We start from the raw sequence: 19639 nt of genomic DNA, 5'->3' as shown, positions 1-19639 counted from the left end.
CGCCGAGGCGGCCGGTCCTCGCCGCTCGGCCCGAATTTGCGCGACGGCCAACATCCCGGATTCACGAGCGAACGCAAGAGTTGCGCGCGATCTTTGCGCCGAATGACAGAGGTCAAGGTGGGCGCCCGAAAACGGCGCCCATCATCGCACCGTCCGCGGATGCCCGCGGGAAGGAGGCGCGATGCCGCACCCGACCTCGGTCGCGGGACCCTCTTCGCCGTCACGGCGCGACTTCATGAAGGTCTGCACCACCGCCGCCGCCGCGGTGGGCCTCCCGGCGTGGGCGGGCGAACGGATGGCGGAGGAGGTCGCGAAGGGAAAGAAGCCCTCCGTCATCTGGCTCCACTTCCAGGAGTGCACCGGGTGCACCGAGTCGCTCCTCCGCACGAGCCACCCCGACGTCGCGGCGCTCATCCTCGACCTCGTCTCGCTCGACTACCACGAGACGCTCCTCGCCGCCGCCGGCTTCCAGGCGGAGGACGCGCTCGCGAAGACGATGGACGAGAACGACGGCAAGTACGTGTGCGTCATCGAGGGCGCGATCCCGACGCGCGAGGGCGGGCGCTACTGCATGATCGGGGGCCGCACGGCGCTCGAGATCGCGCGCACCGTCGCGGGTCGCGCCGGGGCCGTCGCGGCGATCGGCTCGTGCGCGTCGTGGGGCGGCGTGCCGTCGGCCGCGCCGAACCCGACGGGCGCGACCGGCGCGCCGGAGGTGCTCGCGGGCAAGACCGTCGTGACGCTGCCGGGGTGCCCGGCGAACCCGTACAACCTCCTCGGCACCGTGCTCCAGTTCGCGACGTTCGGCACGCTCCCCGCGCTCGACGACAAGGGGCGCCCGAAGTTCGCCTACGGCCGCGTCATCCACGAGGACTGCCCGCGCAGGCCGCACTTCGACGCCGGCCGGTTCGCCAAGACGTTCGGCGACGAGGGGCACCGGGACGGCTGGTGCCTCTACAAGCTCGGCTGCAAGGGACCCCAGACGCACGCCAACTGCTCGCTGCTCCCGTTCTGCGAGGTGCCCGGCGCCTGGCCCATCGGGATCGGCCACCCCTGCGTCGGCTGCACCGAGCAGGAGATCGCGTTCCGCGTCCCGCTCCACACGACGGTCGAGGTCCAGAAGCCGACCGGGCCGATGGCGTACCCCGGGATCGCGCCGGAGCGCGGCGAGGTGAGCGCCGTCTCCGCGGGCGTGGCGGGGCTCCTCGTCGGCGGTCTCGCCGCCGCGGGCTACGTCTCCTCGCGCAAGCTCGCGCACGACGAGCCCAAGGAACCGCCTGGGGAGGGGTAGGCCATGCCGAACGTCTCCCGCCGCACCGTCCTCGGAACGCTCGGCGGCGCCGCCGCGCTCGCCGCGGCCCCCGCGCCCGCGGAGGCCCGCGCTCCGAAGCCGCCGCGCGACGACGACCTCGGGCTCCTCTTCGACTCGACGCGCTGCGTGGGGTGCCGCGCCTGCACCGTGCGCTGCCGCGAGGCGAACTCGCTCACCGAGGACGTGAAGCTCGTGGACGGCGTGCCCTACGACGCGCCGATCGACCTCAACGACCGGACGCTCACGGTCATCAAGCGCACGAGCGACGGGGCGGACGGCGCGTTCGTGAAGGCGCAGTGCATGCACTGCGCGGATCCCGCCTGCGTCTCGGTGTGCATGCTCGGCGCGCTCCACAAGGGCGAGCGCGGCGTCGTCGCGTACGACGTCAGCCGCTGCGTCGGGTGCCGCTACTGCCAGGTGGCCTGCCCCTTCAACGTGCCGCGCTTCCAGTGGTCGTCGGCCACGCCGCGCATCGTGAAGTGCGAGCTGTGCCGGCACCGCTGGCGCGAGGGCAAGGGCGCTGCCTGCGCGGAGGCCTGTCCGCGCGAGGCGGTGGTGTTCGGCGCGCGCGCCGAGCTGCGGGCCGAGGCGCACCGCAGGCTCGAGGCCGAGCCGGACCGCTACCGGGCCGGCGTGTACGGCGAGCGCGAGGGCGGGGGCACGGGCGTGCTCGTGCTGTCGGCGGTGCCGTTCACGGCGATGGGCCTCCCGGCGCTCGGGCCGGAGGCGGTGCCCGCGCTCGGCGAGACGATCCAGCACGGCATCTACCAGGGCTTCGTCGCGCCGGTGGCCCTGTTCGGTGCGCTGGCCTGGGTCACGTGGCGGAACCGGCGGGCGAGCGATGGCGGGGAGGACGAGCGATGACGACCGGGGCGCGCGCGGTGGGAGGCCGGCTCCTCACGCCGACCTTCAAGCTCATGCTGGTCCTCTGGGCCGCTGCGACGGCGGTCGGCGTCGTGCGGTTCACGCAGGGGCTCGGCGCCGTCACGGCGCTGAACGACGGCTACCCGTGGGGGCTGTGGATCGCGTTCGACGTGGTGGTGGGGACGGGGCTCGCGAGCGGCGGGTACGCCATCGCGCTGCTCGTCTACGTCCTGAACCGCGGCCGCTACCACCCGCTCGTCCGGCCCGCGATCCTGACGAGCGCGCTCGGGTACTCCGTCGCGGGCATCGCGGTCATGTTCGACGTCGGCCGCTACTGGGCGCTGTGGAAGGTGCCTGCCATGCCGTGGCGCTGGAACACGAGCTCGATCCTCCTCGAGGTCGCGCTCTGCATCATGGCGTACCTGTTTGTGCTGCTCGTGGAGCTCTCGCCGGCCCTGCTCGAGCGCTGGGCCGCGGAGCGGCACCTGCGACGCCAGGCGTTCGCGGTTCGCTGGCTGCCGCGGCTCGCGCGCGCGCTGCCGTTCGTGATCGCGCTCGGGCTCGTGCTCCCCACGATGCACCAGTCGAGCCTCGGGTCGCTGCTCGTCGTCGCCGGGACGAAGGTCCACCCGCTGTGGCACACGGGCGCGCTCCCGCTGCTGTTCCTCCTCACCGCGTTCGGGATGGGGTACGCCGTGCTGTACTTCGAGACGATCTTCTCGAACGTCGCGTTCCGGCGGCCGCTCGAGACGAAGCTGCTCGGCTCGCTCGGCGTGTTCATCGCCGGCGTGATCCTCGTGTTCGTCGCGGTGCGCTTCGCCGGCCTCATGGGCGCAGGGCGTCTCCGCCTCACCGTCACCTCGGGCACGCTGTCGTTCTTCTTCTGGGCCGAGACGCTGCTCCTGCTGTCCGCCGCGGGGCTCTTCCTGCAGCAGTGGATCCACGCGAGCCCGGCGACGCAGCTCCAGGCGGCGCTCCTCGCCCTCGCGGGCGGCGCGCTGTACCGGGTCGACGCGTTCCTGGTCGCGTTCCAGCCCGGCCACGGCTGGCGGTACTTCCCGTCGGTGGGAGAGCTCCTCATCACCCTCGGCTTCATCGCCACCGAGACGATGGTCTACATCCTGGCGGTGCGGCGGTTCCCGATCCTCGCGGGCGTGAGCCTCCCCGAGCCGAGGCGCCTGCCGGCCGGGCTCAAGGAAGGAGCGGCATCATGACGGGCCAGCGCATCACGATCGATCCGGTCACCCGGATCGAGGGGCACCTGCGCATCGACATCGAGGTGGACGGTGGCGCGGTCCGGAAGGCGTGGTCGAGCGGCACGATGTGGCGCGGGATGGAGCTCATCCTGAAGGGCCGCGATCCGCGTGACGCGTGGGTGTTCACGCAGCGCATCTGCGGGGTGTGCACGACGGTCCACGCGATCGCGTCGGTGCGCGCGGTCGAGAACGCGATCGCCCTCCCGATCCCGCTGAACGCGCAGCTCATCCGCAACCTGCTCGTCGCCGCTCACGCGCTGCACGACCACGTGGTGCACTTCTACCAGCTCTCCGCGCTCGACTGGGTGGACGTGACGAGCGCGCTCCAGGCCGATCCCGCGAAGGCCGCGACGCTCGGCGGGAGCCTGTCGGCCTGGCCGGGGAACTCGCGGGCCGCGCTCGCCGCCGTGAAGGGGAAGCTCGACGGCTTCGTGAAGGCGGGCCAGCTCGGGATCTTCAGGAACGGCTACTGGGGCCACCCGGCGATGCGCCTCTCACCCGAGGTGAACCTCCTCGCGGTCGCGCACTACCTGCAGGCGCTCGACGTGCAGCGCAAGGCGAACCAGGCGGTCGCGATCCTCGGCGGCAAGACGCCCAACATCCAGAACCTCGCCGTGGGCGGGGTCGCGAACGCCATCAACCTGGACAGCCCCGCCGCGCTGAACATGGAGAAGCTGTACCAGGTGAAGACGCTGCTCGAGGAGGTGCAGGCGTTCGTGCACCAGGCGTACTTCGCCGACGTCTGCGCGGTGGCCGGCATGTACCCCGAGTGGCTCCGCCACGGCGCGGGCGTGACGAGCTACCTCTCCGTCCCCGACCTGCCGGTGGACGCCGCCGCGACGAAGTTCGACCTGCCCGGCGGGACGATCATGGCCGGGGACCTCTCCTCGGCGCGCGCATTCACCTCGTTCACCGATCCGTACTTCCGCGACAACGTCACGGAGTCCATCGCGCGCTCGTTCTACGAGGGAGACTGGCAGAAGAGCCCGTTCGCCGAGGAGACCGTCCCCAAGGTGCAGGACTGGCAGCCGGAGGGGAAGTACTCGTGGGTGAAGTCGCCGCGCTTCCAGGACAGGCCGATGCAGGTCGGCCCCCTCGCGCAGGTCCTCGTCGGCTACGCGCTCGGCCACCCGCGCATCCGCTTCTGGGCCGATCGCTGCCTCGACGTGGCGGGGACGGTGGCGGGCGCGAAGCTCACCCCGGCCGTGCTCCACTCCACGCTCGGGCGCCACGCGGCCCGCGCCATCCGGACGGCCGTCCTCGCCGAGCTCGCCCTGAAGCACTGGCAGCTCCTCGTCGAGAACATCGGCCGGGGCGACACGGCGGTGTTCAACCCCCCGACCTTCCCGAAGGGCGAGGTGCGCGGGTTCGGCTTTCACGAGGCGCCGCGCGGGGCGCTGTCGCACTGGGTCGTGATCGAGGACGGTGCGATCGAGAACTACCAGGCCGTGGTGCCGTCGACCTGGAACGCCGGGCCGCGGGACGGGAAGGGGCAGGCGGGCCCGTACGAGGCGGCGCTGGTGGGGAATCCGATCGCCGACGCGAAGCTGCCCCTCGAGGCGCTGCGCACCATCCACTCCTTCGATCCGTGCCTCGCGTGCGCGGTCCACGCGGTGGACGCCGACGGGACGGAGCTGTCGACGGTCAGGGTGGGGTGAGCGGGAGCGGCCGCCGCCCGGGCGGCTCGCCTCGCCCACGTCGGTCCAGCGCGCGCACCGGGGAGCGGGGTATCACCCACCGGCGGTGCTCGTGGAGGATGCGGTCGAGGCGCGCGCTCCTCGCCGAGGGTGGGGCAGCGCGGCGGCCTCGGGCGTCGCCCACTCGCGCTCGAGCACGTCCGGCTCGAAGACGTAGTCGCGTGCGCGCACGATCTTGCCGTGGCGGACGTCGAGCACCGTCACGCCGGAGAGGTGGAAGCTCACGTCGTGCCGATCCGCCTCCTCGAGCGCCCACTCGACCTGCACGGTGTTGGTGCCGCCGAGCGCGAGGACGTCCTCGACGCACACGTGCATGACCCGAAAGCGGATCATCGCCCGCTCGGCGAACCAGCGCCGGAAGTACTCCTCGAGGGCGCGCTTTCCCTCGAACCGCCCCGACATCCGGGTCCGCCCCGGGAACTCGAACACGGCGTCGTCGGCGAACGCACCGACCACCGCGGCGAGGTCCTTGCGGTTCAACGCGTCGAACCCGCGACGCGCGCGCGACCTCGCGATCAGTGCTCCGATCATGGCCGCCCTCCTGGCCCGGCCTCTGCTCCACGTCAAGCCGTCGTGATCGTCGCACGCGCCGCGCGCCGCGTCGTGAGCGCTTCGGGCGACGTCTCGTCGGGCCAACCCCTCCGACACGCCCGGCGCGCGACGGGCAGCCGGCTGCTCGAAGCTCGCGCACCGTGTCCCGGCGGAGCGCCCTGGCGGCGACAAGCCCGGAGGCACGGCGCGCGCGCGAACGGCCACTCTCGCGCGACGCGGTGCGCGTCCCAGGAACGTCACCAGGTCCCAGTAGCCGCTGGCAGTCGCAGCGCCGAGCGACGCGGCGTTGCGGCGCGGCTCGTTCATTCGTTACCAGAGAGGCTCACCGCCATGCCACCCCTCGTCTTCCTGCCCGGCGCTGGTGGAAGGGCGTCCTGCTGGCGGCCCGTGGCCGACCGGCTGGAGGACCTCGGTTCGGCGCAGGTCCTCGGCTATCCCGGGTTTGGCGACGTCCCTGCCGATCACGGCGTGAGGTCGCTCGACGATCTGTACCGCTGGGTCGTGGAGCGCCTCCCGCCAGGATCGAGCCACGTCATCGCACAGTCCATGGGAGGAATCCTCGCCGCGCGTCTGGCGGCGGAGCGGCCGGAGCGCGTGGCACGCCTGGTCCTGGTGGCGACCTCGGGCGGCGTGGACGTTCGACGGCTGGGGGCGGCGGAGTGGCGCGACGAGTACCGCGCGTCCCTGCCGGACGTTCCGGGCTGGTTCATCGACGACCGCACCGACCTCACCGGCCGGCTCTCCGAGATCCGCGCGCCGACGCTCCTCTTGTGGAGCGACCAGGATCCGGTCAGCCCGCCCGGGGTGGCCCGGTTCCTCGCCGAGCGCATCCCGCGCGCGCGCATCGTCACGGTGGCGGGCGGGACCCACGCGTTCGCGAGCGAGCGCCCGGACGAGGTCGCCTCGATCATCCGTTCGCACCTGACCGGATGACCGCACGAATGGCAGCGCAACGTCAGGCGAGAGACATCTTCGGCCGATGAAGATGAGCTCCGCCAGGCTCGGCGCCTCGCTGACCGACGTCAGGTCCCGAACGGCGAGCCCCACCCGCACGGCACCGCGTCATCCTCGCTGACCCTCGAACTCCTCGGTGGACCGAGGTGCCCCCGGGAGCTGCTCGTCCAGCGACTCGCGGTACCGGATGCAGCCCCGCATGAACTGAGGCCACGCGGGAACGGAGACCCTCTGCTCCAGCGGCTCCGGGAGGAGCGCCCAGAGCTCTGGATGATGCCAGCACAGTCCGTGTCCGCTGCTGTCGCGGTGAGCGCGGATGCCGGCGCGAAGCCGCTTGACCTCGTCGACCAGCTGGTCCCGGGTGAGCACGGTCAGGTCGTCGTCCATGTCGAGCCTCCTCGCGAAGGTCCGCGCCCGGGCCGAGCGGAGGGAGCTCCGCCCACGACAGCGGTGAGCGAAGCGTAGGCGCAGCGCTCGAGGCGCGCCGGGCGAACGGGACGAGGAGGAGAGTGAACTCGCCAGCTGGGCTCGCGCACGCACGAGCCGCGACATCACCCGGTCCCCTGCTCGGCGTTCCTGGAGCGGGCCGGCCGGTTCGTGGGTCTTCCGATGAGCACACGGCGACGTCGGACGGGGGCCGGTCGCCGGGTCGTGGCGCGGGTGGAGGTGAGCACCGACGGGGCGCGACCTGCGACGAGGCGCAGCGCGGCAGGGTCCCCTCAGGCCTGGCGAGCGTGACCGGACGCCCGTCCTCACCCCGCCGCCAGCGTCGCCCGCTGGTAGAGGTGCCCCGGCATCGCGTGCTCGAGGCGCCAGACGATCTGCATCGGCCGCTCGCCGGAGGCGGACTCGAGCGTCGCGGGGCCGAGGAAGCAGTAGGGCTCTGCGACGCCGTTCGGCTGCTTGCGGTACTCGCGGACGAAGAGCAGGACCGTGCTCGTCTTCTCGAGGTAGCGGCGGCCGGCGCCGGAGCCGGGATGCGCGGCGTTCTGCGTCTCCCAGTGGAAACGGGTCGGGCTCATCGCGAAGTCTCGGTACATCGTGGACGGAGAAAAGCCCGACTCGCTCTTCTTCAGCGTCACGAAGAGCACGTCCACGTTCTCGCGCTCCGCGAAGTACACGCCGGCCTGGAGGCGGGGGAGGGTGCCGGTGCCGGCGCCGAGCGCGGCGAGGACCTCCTCCTGGCGGTAGCGGGCGTGGACGTGGAGCGGGATGGCGCCGTGCGTGCTTCGCTTCGGTGCCTGTTCCGGCGACGCCACGCTCGGCGGTGGGTGACGGTCCGGAGGCTGCCACGGAAACGTCGCGTCGCGGCGGTCGTCCTCGAGCACGTCGAGCAGCTCACCTAGCTCGCGGCGGAACGTCGGATGGCGGCGGGCCTCCTCGAGCGCGGTGAACGCGTCGGCGGGCTTGCGGCTGTCCACGAGCGCGGCGGCCGCCATCGCCGCGAGGCGAGCCTCGCGGGCGCTCCTACCCGCTCGCCCTTCCCCCGAGCCTGCCGAGGGGTCGGGGCCAGCGGAGAGCTGCGCATCGGCTTCCCCGAACGGCTGGTCGCCGGCGACCCGCCGCAGGAACCGGAGCCGCTCGTCGTCCGCGACGTGCGTCACCGCCCGCAGCCGCGCGTGCAGGTCTCGGAGCGGCTCGTCGAGGATCGGTGTCCCGAACGCGTGCTGGCAGAGCGACGTGAAGCTCCGGTCGTTGGCGTACAGCTCGGTCGGCGTCGCGCAGGAACTGGCGGAGCGGCGTGCCGATGCCGAGCGCGGCGAGCTCGGACGAGAGCCACTGCACGCCGGCGCCGATGCTGTGCTGGATGTTGTCCAGCACGGCGCGCGTGGCGAGGTGGTCGAGGTGCATCGCGCAGCCGGGCGGCAGGTACGGGAAGCCCTGCTCGATCGCCGCCTTCACCTGGCGCGTCGTGCCGCCGAGGATCGCCTTGAAGCGGCGGTCGAAGCGGAACTCCCGCCGGGCGTTGCCGATGAAGTCGAGCGCCGTGAGGCAGGGCTTCTCGGCGTGGCGGCGCAGTCCGCGGCCGAGCTGCTGGAGGAACACCGTCGCGCTCTCGGTCGGGCGAAGGAAGAGCACCGTGTCCACCGCCGGGATGTCCACGCCCTCGTTGAAGAGGTCCACCGTGAAGAGCGTCGTGAGCTCGCCGCGCTCGAGCCGGCGGATGGCGCCCTCGCGCGCCTCGCCGGGCGTGTCGCCCGTCACCGCGACGCTCGGGAGCCCCTTCTCCGTGAACGTGCGCGCCATGTACTCGGCGTGCGCCACGGAGACGCAGAACCCCAGCGCGCGCATGCGGCGCGGTTCGGCGACGCGGCGGTGCACCTCCTGGAGCACGAGCCGCACGCGCGCCTCGGCGCCGCCGGCCACGTAGCGCCGGGAGAGCTCGTCACGGTCGTAGCCCCAGCCGCGGCTCCAGGCGACGTCCGAGAGGTCCACCGTGTCCTTCACGCCGAAGTACTGGAACGGCGAGAGGAGCCCCTGCTCCAGCGCGTCCCACAGGCGCAGCTCGAACGCGGTCCGGCCGTCGAACCAGCGGCGCACGTCCTTGCCATCGTGCCGCTCGGGCGTCGCGGTGAGGCCGAGGAGCACCTTCGGGCGGACGTGCGAGAGCAGGCGGTCGTACGTCGGCGCCTCGGCGTGGTGGAACTCGTCGACGATGACGACGTCGAAGTGGTCGGGAGGCAAGTCTCGCGGGAGGTCCGCGCGCGCGAGCGACTGGATCGTGGCGAAGACATGGGTGCCCGCCGTGGGCTTCGCCTCTGCGGTGAGGAGCTCGCCGAAGGACGCGTCGCGCACCACCGCCGCGAAGGCGGCCCGGCTCTGCGTCAGGAGCCGCTCGCGGTGCGCCACGAAGAGGAGCCGATCGCGCGGGAGCTCCTTGCGCAGGCTCGCGTAATCGAACGCCGCGACGAGCGTCTTCCCGGTGCCGGTGGGGGCGACGACGAGGTTGCGGTGATGGCCGCGCTCGCGTTCGACGCGGAGCGCCTCCAGCATGGGCTCCTGGTAGGGATGCGGGCGGAGGTCGAAGTGAATGGGGTTCCACTCCGAACCCGCTCGCGCTTCGACAGGCTCTGCGCGAGCGGAGGTCCGCTGCGCTGCGAGCGCCGCCCGGATCCGCGCCATGTCCCGATCCGGATCGACCGGCACGAACTCGTCCGACTCCCAGTAGGAGTCGAACGCGTGGCGGAACTTCTCGAGCAGGGGCGCGGCGTCGCGCTGGGAGAGGCGCACGTTCCACTCGAGCCCCTCGTGCAGCGCCGCTCGCGACAGGTTCGACGAGCCGATGTATGCCGTGTGCGTGCCCGAGTGGCGGTGGAAGAGCCACGCCTTCGCGTGCAGACGCGTGCGCTGGGCGTCGTAGGAGATGCGCACCTCGGCGCCGAGCCGGGCGAGCTCCTCGATGGCGCGCGCGTCGCTCGCGCCGATGTAGGTCGTCGTCAGCACGCGCAGCGGGCGCACCTCGCCGCGGTGGCGACCGCGCGCGACGAGCTCCCGGAGCTCGTCCAGCACGAAGCGCAGCCCGCTCCACTTCACGAACGCGCAGAGGAGGTCCACGCGGTCGGCGCTCGCGAGCTCGCGCGCGAGCTCGTGGCCGAGCGACGGCTCGCCCGAGGCGTTCACGAGGAGCGCGCTCTCGGAGAGCGGCGTCTCCGGCAGGCGGACCTCGGGCGCCGCGCCGAGCGGGCCACACGGCCAGACCGAGCGAAGGTGGCGCGCGGCGGTGACGACGGTCGCGTCGGGATTCAGCGGCAACTCTCCGCAGTGCTCGCGCGCGGCCTCGGCGAGCGTCGCGAGGAGCCGGTTCAGGATCTCCACCCGCCGCCGCTGACGCTCGTCGTCCTCGCCCGGCACCTCCTCCAGGACCCGCTCCAGGAGCGGCCGGAAGTGCGCGGCGAGGAAGCTCGGGGTGCGCTCGGGGTCGAGGTCGCCGACGTGGACGGCGCGCCCGCCCTCCGCGTCGCGGACGAGCGCGCGGAGCGCCTCGTCGAGCAGGTGGTCGTAGACGCCGTCGGCGAGGAGCTTCGGCACGCGGGCATGTTACTCCACGTGCGCCCCACGCCGCGAGCCGCCGCGGCCGGCGTCGCCTCCTCCCCGCTACCGCCGCTTCGCCGGCTTCGCCTCGATCTCGATCGCGACCGGCGTCGCGCCGTCGAAGTCGAACAGCGCGCGCACCTCGTCGCCCTCGCGCAGGTCCGAGAGCTTCACCGGACGGTCGTCGAGCGTGATGCGGGTCCGCTCCGCGATCTTGAGCTGCGCCGACGGGGCGCCGTCGCGCGCCACGGTCAGGCTCTCGCCCATCCCGAGCAGCCCCTCGCCGACCGACTTCACCGTCCCCTTCACCTCGAACGGATGCTCCGTCGCGACCGGCGAGTCGCGGGCCGTCGGCGTGCTCGCTGGCCGGTCGGCCGGCTGTGACGTGGTCGAGCAGGCGGCCAGCGCGATCACCATCCCCGGCAAGAGAAGCTTCCTCAGCATGATCCCCTCCCTGCTCGAAAGGTGATGACGGTCGCGGCGGCTGTCACGGACCGTGTCCGGGCGTGTAGGGCCGGGCGAGGGGCAGGGGGAGCGGTGCACACAGCGTCGAATCGACACCGCCGACCGAGGCGTGCTGTCCTTCGCGCGTGACCTCGATCCACGACCGCCTCCAGGCGCTGCTCCGGCCCGCGATACGCGCGCTCTCGCGCGCCGGCGTGACGCCGAACGCCGTCACGACCGCCGCGCTCGTCGGCTCGGTCGCGGTCGGTGGCGTGATCGCCGCCGGAGCGGCGCCGTGGAGCCTGGCGCTGCTCCCCGCCTGGCTGCTCGCGCGGATGGCGCTGAACGCGCTCGACGGGATGATGTCCCGCGAGCTCGGCCGGGCGACGCAGCTCGGCGCGGTGCTGAACGAGGTCGGCGACGTGGTCTCCGACCTGGCCCTGTACCTGCCGTTCGCCCTGCGCGCTCCCGAGGCCGCGCTGCCCGTCTTCCTGTTCGCGGCGACGGGGGTGCTCACGGAGTTCTGCGGCGTGCTGGGCCAGGCGCTCGGCGGACGGCGCCGCCACGACGGGCCGATGGGCAAGAGCGACCGCGCCCTCGTCGTCGGGGCGTACGCGCTCGTGCTGTCGCTGCACGCGCCGGCCGCGGCCGCGGCCCCCTGGCTCTTCGACGCGCTCGCGGCGCTGGCGCTCCTCACCTGCTGGAACCGGCTCACCCGCACGCTCGAGGAGCTGCGCGAGGAGGCGGCGTGAAGAGGCGGCGCGAGCGCGGCGCCTCGGCGTCCGCTCCGAGCGGGTATCACGGAGGGTGACGCGCGCGCCCCGGCCGCAGCGCGCGCGGGGCTCGCTACTTCAGCAGGTCCTTCAGGAGGTGCGCGCCGAGCGCCTTCAGCCCCTCGTCGAGCAGCGCCTCCCCGCGCGGCGAGGCGAGCGTCGCGCGTATGGCGTCGGCGGCGAGGCCGATCTCCAGGTCGAGCCGCACGAGCGCCGCCGAGACCGCCGCCGTCGCAGGCGCGGGCTTCGCGCGGGCGCGACGCGCGACCACGCCGGCGGACAGCTTGTCCACGAGCTGATCCTCGCTGGTCCGGGGCCCCTGGGCGGCGCGGAGGGCCTCGGAGATGCCGCGGTACACGTCGTCGAGGGCGGCCGGGACGGCGAGGGCGCGCGCCAGCCGATCCCGCGCCTCCTCCTCGTCGACGCCTCGCGCAGCCGCGTACGTCGGGGCGAGCAGCAGGACGAGGTCCTTCTGCGTGAGCACGTGCGGAAGGCGGCGGGAGAAGAGCACGCGGGGATCCCGGGCAGAGGCGGACGCGCGCCTAGTCCTGGTGGATCCGGATCCGGCAGTCCGCGTCCTTCAGCGCCGAGGATACCGCGCGCAGGAGGTGCTGCTCCAGGCTCTTTCCGCCGAGCTCGGCCTGGACCGAGTTCCGGTCGCCCTCGAGCAGCGCGCCCTCCGCCACCTTTAGCTTCCCGCCGACGGTGGTCGCGCTCCCCTCGACGCGCGCGCCCTTCTGCAGGCGCACGTCGCCGCCCACGGCGGTGGCGTCGCCCGTCACGACCGCGCCGTCCTCCACGACGATCTGCCCCCCGAGGGCGACGACGTCCTCGACGGTGGCGCCGGCCTTCACGCGCACCGAGCCGCTCAGCGCCACGACCTCGCGGAGGCGCTCGCCCGGGCCGACCACGATGTCTCCGCTCCGGACGACCTCGTCGCGCCCGGTGATCTCGATGTCGCACCCGCGCTCCTCGTCTTCAGCGGCGGCGACGAGGTGGGGTACGGCGAGCGCGACGGAACCGAGGAAAGCGACGAGCGTGCGCATGACGACCTCCGGGGACGCGGTTCCCTACGCGGCCCGGCCGTTCGTATTTCGCGGCGCCGCGCCCGGCAGCGCGAACGGACAGCCCGGAAGGGCCGTCGGCGCAGGCCGCCCGCCTCCCGCGAGACGCCCGTCCTCGGCGAGCGGTCCGCGATCGGGTGGTGCCCGCTCGCGTGGCCGCGGCGACGGTCCCTCGAAGCTCACCTCCCGCTGCGCGGCCGACCAGCTGTACGGCGTGCTCCGCGGGTACCTCCGGGCCGGGGGCCTCGCGCCGGACGGGCTTCGCTGGACGCTCGGGCACGGCGACGGAGCGGCTCCGCCGCCGCCGTGGACGCCCGGGCCTCGTCGGCGTCACCTTCCACGAACCTCACGAGCCGCTCGCCCTCCTCCATGAGCGCGTCGCGCGAGCGCCTCGCCAGCGGCGCGAATGGCTTCAGCTCGAGCCTTGCACGCGCCCCCTTGCCAGCGATCTGCCACGTCCCTGACACGAAGCCGTCCACGAGGAACGTCGGCGGCACGAGCAGGTTCTTCGTGACGATCGCCTTCCGGTGCGCGATGGAGACGACGCGCCGGCGGTCGGCGTGCCCGAGCAGGAGGTTGTCCCACTCCGGCAGGAAGCGCACGGGCGCGGGGGTATCCTCCGGCGGGCGGGGAGCGTGCGGCAGATCGAGGAGCTCCCGACCGTCCTCGTCGCGGACGCTCCGCAGCTTCGGCCGGAGGGCCGCGAGGACCCCCTCGAGCCTCGCCAGCCCCGACCATGCCTGCGCGTCCGCAGCCGTCGCGGGCCCGAACGCGGCGAGGTAGCGCACCACGAGCGCCTCGGGGGAGCGACCGTCGGGGATCGGCTCGCCGAGCCAGGCCTCGGCCATCGTGAAGCGCGCCGAGCCGTGGAACCCCCAGGCGACGTCACTCGGGACCTGAACGAGCGGGAGCTTCATTCGCGCCGCGTAGGCCATCGCGCGCGGGTCCAGGCCGGGGAACCGCGCGGCGAGCAGGGGCCGTAGCTCGTCGAACGTCCGCGGCTCCTCCTCGAGGAACGCGCGGGCGGCGGCGACGATGCGGGCTACGTCCACCTCCGCGAGCCTCTCCGCGACGACCCTCGCCGCTCCGTCGAGGACGGGCTGGAGCGGGCCGCGGAAGCGCAGGTAATCCGCCGCGCTGACGAGGTGGAGCGTCGCGCGCATCAGCGGCCCGCGCACGACGGCGCGGGCAGCGGCGAGCCGGATCAGCTCCTCGCGGCGGAAGCCCTCCACGCGGGACCAGAGCCCGATGAACGGCAACCGCGCGAGCTGCGCCTGGAAGCCGGCGACCCGCTCCACCGCGCGCAGCGCGGGGATACGCTCCCGAGCGAGGAGCAGCTGGCGCGCGAGCGTCGCGCGGTTCAGCGCGCGCAGCGTGAGGGGGCGGTCGGCCACGCGCCGGAGATAGGCGAGCGCGCGGACGCGCGCTTCACCCGCGGGGGACGGCCGCCTCCGCGGCGGCGAAGGCCCTCACGCCTTGCGGCGGCGGGGCCGGGGCGTGGCGGACCGGGTACCCGCGGCGGCGCGGCTCCCGGCCCCGCTCGACCGGCGCCGCTTCCCGGAGCCGTCGCCGGCCTTCGCCTTCGCCCGGGAGGGGCGGGCGGGACCGGGCAGATCGAGCTCCGGGTAATGCCGGAAGATGCCCCACTCGTTGAACGAGAGGCGCCGCTCGGACGCCAGATACGCCGCGATCCGCGGCCGCGCGGCGACGGCGTCGTGCAGGGCGCCGAGGCGCGGGCAGCGCCGCTCGTGGCGCCGCATCGCGCGAGGGAACGCGTAGCGCAGCCCGGCGATCACCTGGAACGTCGAGAGATCCACGTAGCTGCAGCCCGTACCGACGAGCCAGCGCCCGCCGCCCGCGGGGTTCGAGTCGAGCGCGCGGTCGAGGTAGCGGAGGAAGAGCGGGATGCGCTCGCGGACGAACGCCTCCGCGTTGCGCGCGGCCTCGCGCTTCTGAGCCTCGTAATGGAGCGAGACGGCGACGGGGTGATGCGTGGCGTGCGCCTCCGCGACGAGATCCGCGAGGGTGAGCTGGATCTGGTGGGCGCGCAGCCGGCTCGCCTCGTCCTCCGGGACCAGGCCGATGCGGGGTGCGACGTACTGCAGGATGGCCGCCGTCTGCGCGACGAGCACGTCCCCGTGCCTCAGCGCCGGCGGCCCGAGCGGCGTGAGCCAGGGGCCGGGCTCCTGGAGCAGCCGCTCGATGGCGGCGACGCCTCCGCCCTCCGACTCCGGCGCGCGGCCGACGTCGACGTAGGGGACCCCGGCGTCCTCGAACGCGAGGCGGATGAACTCGCCGCGTCCCTGGAGGCCGGGCCAGTAGAGGAGCTCGTACGTGGGGGATCGGTCTGGCGGGGGCATGCGCCGGACGTTGGCGCAACGCCCCTCGCCGCGCGAGCGCCCGGGCGGGTCCGTCCGCCGGCGTCAGGTCTCCTCGAAGATGCCGCTCTCGCGGTTCTTCCGTACCCGGTCCGCCGGGAACACGCGTCCGTTCATCGCGACGTAGACGCCGGGCGGGAGCACCTGCGCGAACGACAGCGCGCTCCCGAGGTTGAAGAGCCCGTCCGACGAGCCGAACGCGTAGGGAACCATCGCGCCGGTGAGGACCACCGTCTTGCCGGTCTCGGCGGCGAGCAGGGCGCGGGCGGTCTCGGGCATGGTGTCCGTTCCGTGCGTGACCACGATGCGCCGCTCCGCCGCGCTCCGGCAGCTCTCGACGACGGTCGCGCGGTCCGCCTCCGTCATGTCGAGGCTGTCGATCATCATGAGCGTCTGCACGCGGGTCTCGACGCGGCAGCGCGCGAGCCGGAGCATCTCGTGGACGTGCGAGTCCTTGAAGTAGAGGCGGCCCGACAGCTCGTCGTACTCCTTGTCGAAGGTGCCGCCGGTCACGAAGAGTCGGATGGGCTCGGTCGCCATGGCGGCGCAGGATAGGGCGGAACGCTCGAGAGCGCATGTGCGCGGCCGCGGGCGCTCCCCTCGTGACGCGTGGACGGCTCACCCCGGCGCGCCGGTTCAGGGCCGCCGCGACCGCCGCGGTCCGTCCCGCTCGAACCAGGCTCGCGCCGAGGGGCGCAGCAGCGCCACGCCGATGGTGCCGATCGGGAGCACCACGGCGAGCACGAACGTGAGCAGCGGGGCGGCCGCGGGTCGCGCGCCGAGCAGGAGCGCGAAGAGCCCCACGATGATCGCGAGCACCCCGAGGGCTGCGGCGACCGGCACGGACCAGCCGACGGCGGAGGCGCGGGCGTCGGGCCGCTGCCGGAGCGCCCCGGAGATGAACGTGAAGATCCCGATCGCCACCCCGAGGCTCATGAGGCTCGTCACGAGCGCGGGGAGACGAGCCTCGCCGCCCGCGATGTAGGGGATGCAGACCGCCGCGAGGACGACGAGCTCCATGGCCACCACGCCCGCGGCGAGCATCGAGACGACCACGCTGGGGGGCGGTAGGTCGTGGTCCACGCCCGGACGGTAGCACGCCGGATGGTCGGTCGTTCCGCTGGGCCGCCGCAGTGCGTCAGGCAGGCAGGGGACCGAGCCACTCTGCCGGCGCGTTCGCACCGTGCATGCGGACGTTCCAGCGGACCGCCCCCCGCCGGGAGGCAGTCGAGGAGGAGCTTTCGACATGGGAATGCACCGGACGCCGCTCGGCGCGGTCGCCTTCGGCCTGCTCGTGCTGGCGGAGGCGATCGTCTTCTTGCTGTTCGCCGCGGCGCACCTCGGCTCACCCCTCGTGCTCGGGCCGGTCCGGCTCGAGGAGCCGCCCATCGCGACGGCCACGCTCGTCGAGGGCCTCTGCGGGATCGCCCTGCTCGCGGCCGCGCACGCGCTGCTGGGCGGGAGTTACACGCGCTGGCGGACCGCGCTGCGCGCGCACGCGTTCGCGCTGGTGGGCGTCCTCGTGGGCGTCGGGTCGCTCGAGCTGGGGTACGCGCCGCGCACCGCGATGGGCGAGGGGTTCCACCGCGCGATGCTGGCGGTCCTGTCGGCCGGCTTCGTGCTGTCGGTCCTGGCGCGCTGGTGGACCGGCCGCAGGCGGCCCGTGCGCTGGCGCGGCGCTCCCGCCTGACGGGTCCTGCGCCCTACCGCGCCTTCCGTGCCGAGTCGTGGCCCCTGCCCCTGTCGTGGCAGCGGCCGTCACTCCAGGTGTGGCCCGGCGGGCACCGCTTCGTGCCCGAGGCCGTCGAGGCGGAGCGGGATCGCGCGTACGGAACGTGAACGGCGCACCCGGCCCCGAGGAGCACGACGGCGGACAGCGCGGCGACGAGGCTCTTCAATGGCGGCTCCCTTCTCGACCCGGCGCGGACGCGCACCGGCGTGGCGAGTCCCGCCCTCGTCTCCTCGAGGCTCGCGGAGGCAGACGAGGGGGCGAGCGCGAACCTCGCACGCTGGCCGGCGGGTCACAAGGGCGCGGAGGTGCGACGGCGCACCCGCGGGTGGGTCCGCGTCGGCAGCCCGCGGCGCGCGTCAGCGCGGGGAGTCGCGGTGCTCCGCCTCGACCACCACCGGCGCGTGCTCCCGCTCGGCTTCCTCCAGCTCGCGGTCGAGGGCGCCGGCGCGCACCGCCGCCTCGGTCCCCGCTGCGTCGGGCCCGCCCACGTGCCTCGCCGGACGTTCGTCCACGCGCCCCCCGGACTCGCGCTCCACCGCGCGCTCTCCCGCGACGGCGGACACCGCCGACGGGTCGATCCAGCCGTTCCTCGCCGCGTGCCGCGCCATCTCGACGGAGTCCGCGGCCAGGATCAGCGTGGATCCCTGGGCCGCGACCTCGCGCGCGAGCGCCCGCACCCCCTCGGCGCGCGCCGGATCGCGGCTCACGTTGCGCACGTAGACGGCGAGGACGCGCCCCGGATACGCGCGGATCACCTCGCGGTAGATCTCCGGATCCTTCTGACCGCTGTCCCCCACGAGGATGAACGGCAGCCCGGCGTGGAGCTCCAGCATCTGCGAGATGAGCGTGTACTTGAGCCCCTTCACGTCGGCGAGCGTCAGGCCCTCCTCCGTGAGGCCCCACCGGCGCAGGAAGACGACGGGCCGCTCGTCGATCTCGTGGAGCTGCAGGAACTGCTGGAACAGGTCGTAGAGGTTCCAGGGGCTGCGGGAGACGAAGAGCAGCGGGTTCTCCTCGTCTCCCCCTGCGCCCGCCCGCAGGGCGCGGTACAGCGCGGCGACGCCGGGGAAGGGCACGCGCGTGTACGCGTTGCCCGTGAACGACTCGCGCAGCAGGGAGAGCACGCTCGTCGCGCCGGTGCGCACGACCGTGTCGTCCATGTCGCTCACCACGACGAAGCGCGTGCGCGGTCCGGGGACGCGCACCTGCGCCGTCGCCCGCACCGGCCCCTGGCGTCGGTTCAGGGGCGCCACGAGCTCGAGCGGCACCTCCACCCAGCTCCGTCCCGGAGCGAGCGGTCCGTCGGGGCGGATCCAGAGGTCGAAGTAGCCCAGGTCGTCGGTGCTCGCCTCGAGCCTCCGGCCCTGGAACGTCGCCACGAGCCGGGCGTGCGGGATGGGCCGCGAGAGGACGCGCTTCCGCATGTTGCGCAGGTCGTGCCACAGGCGATCGTCGGCGCGGCCAGGGCGGATCCCCTTGTCGGCCAGGACCCGTCCTTTCACGTGCAGTCGATCCTCGCCCCCGTAGCCCCGGTAGGCGACGATCTCCATCGACCCCGGGCCGCCCAGGGAGAGGTAGGCGCGGTTGCGCACGGCCCGCGCCGCGGCGGCGGCGCGGAGCGTGATCCGGCGGGCGAGGGACCGGACGCGAGCCATCGAGGGCGCGACGCTCAGTGGAGCGAGGCCGACTGCAGCGCGCGGCCCGCCTCCTCGACCGCCTCGCCGGCCCGCTGCTGCCCCCGCCGGGCGCCGCGACGGACGCGCCGCTCGATGGCGGCCGGCTGGAGCTCCGCGCGCGCCTCCCCGAGCTGGCGCGTGAAGCGCTCGCGGGCGTGCCGCACGGCGCCCTCGCCCCGGCGCAGGGCCGCGTCGGCGAGCTGCCGCGCGACGTCGGCGGTCAGCTCGACGAGCTGCGCGATGCCGTCGCGGCTCCGGTCGTACGCTCCCGCGGCGAGCCCGGCGAACAACGCGCCGGGCGGCTCGTCCGGCGCGGTCGGGTGCGGCCGCGTGGGCGCGATCCGCCGCGCGCGGTCGAGCGCCGTCCCGAGCTCTTGCAGCTCCTCGGGCGTATAGGCCCGCGCCATCGCGGGCAGCAGATCTCGCTCCTCCTCCTCGACGTGGCGCCGCACGCTCGCGATGAGGACGCGCACCTTCGGGTCGAAGCGGGCGTCGCCGGGCGGGAGCCTCGCGATCTCCGCGAGCGCCACCTTCGCGAGGTGGTGCTCCTCGAGGGCCACCAGGACCTGCGGCTCCTTCGACGCGCCTCGCCGGCCCGCCGCTCCGGCGGGGCGATCGTCGACGCGCCGGATGCGCGGGTACACGAGCTGCTCCTCGAGGGAGGCGTGGATGGAGAGCTCGCGGACGATGCGGGCCGCGAGCTCCTTCCTCCGCGCGGCGCTCCCCGAGCGCTCGAAGGCCTGGAAGAGCTCCTCGAGGTCACGGTGATCGCGCTCCAGGACGCCGACTGCATCGATGGACGTGGCCATCCCGCGAATCTCCACACCTGCCCGGCGGGACGCAACGCGTCATGCGGTCGGGGGAGCGCCGGCGACTGCCAGCGGGACGAAAGGCGCAGCTGCGGG

At 73.9% G+C, this 19639-nt stretch carries 20 protein-coding genes; 7 read left to right on the top strand and 13 right to left on the bottom strand.

Annotated elements, in window-relative coordinates:
* Positions 1 to 181: 181 nt before the first annotated feature.
* From ANAE109_RS18085 to ANAE109_RS18070, 4 genes are read left to right on the top strand one after another with little or no spacing between them, the layout of a single operon-like run.
* Positions 182 to 1291 carry a hydrogenase small subunit gene (locus ANAE109_RS18085; protein WP_012098327.1) on the top strand — a complete coding sequence of 370 codons (1110 nt, stop codon included), beginning with the start codon at positions 182 to 184 and terminating at the stop codon, positions 1289 to 1291.
* 3 nt (positions 1292 to 1294) lie between these two features.
* Entirely contained in the window at positions 1295 to 2176 is an 882-nt protein-coding gene (gene hybA, locus ANAE109_RS18080; RefSeq protein WP_012098326.1) for a hydrogenase 2 operon protein HybA, read from the top strand.
* Positions 2173 to 3390, top strand: coding sequence for an NrfD/PsrC family molybdoenzyme membrane anchor subunit (nrfD, locus tag ANAE109_RS18075; RefSeq protein WP_012098325.1), 1218 nt, complete (start codon positions 2173 to 2175; stop codon positions 3388 to 3390). The genes hybA and nrfD overlap by 4 nt, the downstream gene beginning before the upstream one ends.
* The gene (locus tag ANAE109_RS18070; RefSeq protein ID WP_012098324.1) at positions 3387 to 5090 is read left to right on the top strand and encodes a nickel-dependent hydrogenase large subunit; all 1704 of its coding nucleotides are present in this window, start codon (positions 3387 to 3389) and stop codon (positions 5088 to 5090) included. Before nrfD ends, ANAE109_RS18070 begins: the two co-directional genes overlap by 4 nt.
* Positions 5091 to 5162: 72 nt before the next feature.
* Here the strand turns inward: ANAE109_RS18070 and ANAE109_RS25385 are convergent, their stop codons facing one another.
* Entirely contained in the window at positions 5163 to 5660 is a 498-nt protein-coding gene (locus ANAE109_RS25385; RefSeq protein WP_012098323.1) for a nuclear transport factor 2 family protein, read from the bottom strand.
* Positions 5661 to 6011: 351 nt separating this feature from the next.
* Here ANAE109_RS25385 and ANAE109_RS18060 point away from each other — a divergent pair, with 351 nt between their 5' ends.
* Positions 6012 to 6614, top strand: a complete 603-nt coding sequence (locus ANAE109_RS18060; protein ID WP_012098322.1) for an alpha/beta fold hydrolase — start codon at positions 6012 to 6014, stop codon at positions 6612 to 6614.
* A gap of 129 nt (positions 6615 to 6743) precedes the next feature.
* Here the strand turns inward: ANAE109_RS18060 and ANAE109_RS18055 are convergent, their stop codons facing one another.
* The 4 genes from ANAE109_RS18055 to ANAE109_RS23675 form a co-directional block, all read right to left on the bottom strand.
* Positions 6744 to 7022 carry a hypothetical protein gene (locus tag ANAE109_RS18055; RefSeq protein ID WP_041448488.1) on the bottom strand — a complete coding sequence of 93 codons (279 nt, stop codon included), beginning with the start codon at positions 7020 to 7022 and terminating at the stop codon, positions 6744 to 6746.
* 365 nt (positions 7023 to 7387) lie between these two features.
* Positions 7388 to 8074: a DUF3427 domain-containing protein gene (locus ANAE109_RS24655; protein ID WP_143828014.1), complete on the bottom strand. Its 687-nt coding sequence runs from the start codon at positions 8072 to 8074 to the stop codon at positions 7388 to 7390.
* Positions 8075 to 8102: 28 nt separating this feature from the next.
* Positions 8103 to 10664: a DEAD/DEAH box helicase family protein gene (locus ANAE109_RS18050; RefSeq protein ID WP_049768630.1), complete on the bottom strand. Its 2562-nt coding sequence runs from the start codon at positions 10662 to 10664 to the stop codon at positions 8103 to 8105.
* Positions 10665 to 10730: 66 nt separating this feature from the next.
* Entirely contained in the window at positions 10731 to 11111 is a 381-nt protein-coding gene (locus ANAE109_RS23675) for a hypothetical protein (RefSeq protein WP_012098320.1), read from the bottom strand.
* Between the two features lie 146 nt (positions 11112 to 11257).
* Between ANAE109_RS23675 and ANAE109_RS18040 the strand changes: the two genes are divergently transcribed.
* Complete coding sequence (locus tag ANAE109_RS18040; RefSeq protein ID WP_012098319.1) at positions 11258 to 11863, top strand: CDP-alcohol phosphatidyltransferase family protein; 606 nt, start codon at positions 11258 to 11260, stop codon at positions 11861 to 11863.
* Positions 11864 to 11957: 94 nt separating this feature from the next.
* On the opposite strand, the gene ANAE109_RS18035 is transcribed toward ANAE109_RS18040, so the two are convergent.
* From ANAE109_RS18035 to ANAE109_RS18010, 6 genes are all read right to left on the bottom strand, one after another.
* Positions 11958 to 12395, bottom strand: a complete 438-nt coding sequence (locus tag ANAE109_RS18035; protein ID WP_012098318.1) for a hypothetical protein — start codon at positions 12393 to 12395, stop codon at positions 11958 to 11960.
* Positions 12396 to 12426: 31 nt separating this feature from the next.
* A complete protein-coding gene (locus tag ANAE109_RS23670) occupies positions 12427 to 12930 on the bottom strand; it encodes a polymer-forming cytoskeletal protein (RefSeq protein ID WP_012098317.1) in 504 nt (167 codons plus the stop codon).
* A gap of 197 nt (positions 12931 to 13127) precedes the next feature.
* Positions 13128 to 14342 carry a winged helix DNA-binding domain-containing protein gene (locus ANAE109_RS18025; protein ID WP_012098316.1) on the bottom strand — a complete coding sequence of 405 codons (1215 nt, stop codon included), beginning with the start codon at positions 14340 to 14342 and terminating at the stop codon, positions 13128 to 13130.
* 75 nt (positions 14343 to 14417) lie between these two features.
* Positions 14418 to 15308 carry a glutathione S-transferase gene (locus ANAE109_RS18020; RefSeq protein WP_012098315.1) on the bottom strand — a complete coding sequence of 297 codons (891 nt, stop codon included), beginning with the start codon at positions 15306 to 15308 and terminating at the stop codon, positions 14418 to 14420.
* A gap of 63 nt (positions 15309 to 15371) precedes the next feature.
* The gene (locus ANAE109_RS18015; RefSeq protein WP_012098314.1) at positions 15372 to 15866 is read right to left on the bottom strand and encodes an asparaginase domain-containing protein; all 495 of its coding nucleotides are present in this window, start codon (positions 15864 to 15866) and stop codon (positions 15372 to 15374) included.
* Positions 15867 to 15962: 96 nt separating this feature from the next.
* On the bottom strand, positions 15963 to 16409 hold the full coding sequence (locus tag ANAE109_RS18010) for a hypothetical protein (RefSeq protein ID WP_012098313.1): 447 nt from the start codon (positions 16407 to 16409) through the stop codon (positions 15963 to 15965).
* Between the two features lie 163 nt (positions 16410 to 16572).
* Between ANAE109_RS18010 and ANAE109_RS18005 the strand changes: the two genes are divergently transcribed.
* A complete protein-coding gene (locus ANAE109_RS18005) occupies positions 16573 to 17016 on the top strand; it encodes a hypothetical protein (protein WP_012098312.1) in 444 nt (147 codons plus the stop codon).
* A 398-nt stretch (positions 17017 to 17414) separates the two neighbouring features.
* On the opposite strand, the gene ANAE109_RS17995 is transcribed toward ANAE109_RS18005, so the two are convergent.
* Positions 17415 to 18713 (bottom strand): App1 family protein, encoded by a 1299-nt coding sequence (locus ANAE109_RS17995; RefSeq protein WP_012098311.1) that lies wholly within the window; start codon positions 18711 to 18713, stop codon positions 17415 to 17417.
* A gap of 14 nt (positions 18714 to 18727) precedes the next feature.
* A complete protein-coding gene (locus tag ANAE109_RS23665; protein ID WP_012098310.1) occupies positions 18728 to 19543 on the bottom strand; it encodes a hemerythrin domain-containing protein in 816 nt (271 codons plus the stop codon).
* Between the last annotated feature and the right edge of the window lie 96 nt (positions 19544 to 19639).

The organism is Anaeromyxobacter sp. Fw109-5 (assembly GCF_000017505.1).
Classification (GTDB): domain Bacteria; phylum Myxococcota; class Myxococcia; order Myxococcales; family Anaeromyxobacteraceae; genus Anaeromyxobacter.
The sequence above is the reverse complement of the archived record's forward strand: the minus strand, read 5'-3'. Positions and strand labels throughout refer to the sequence as shown.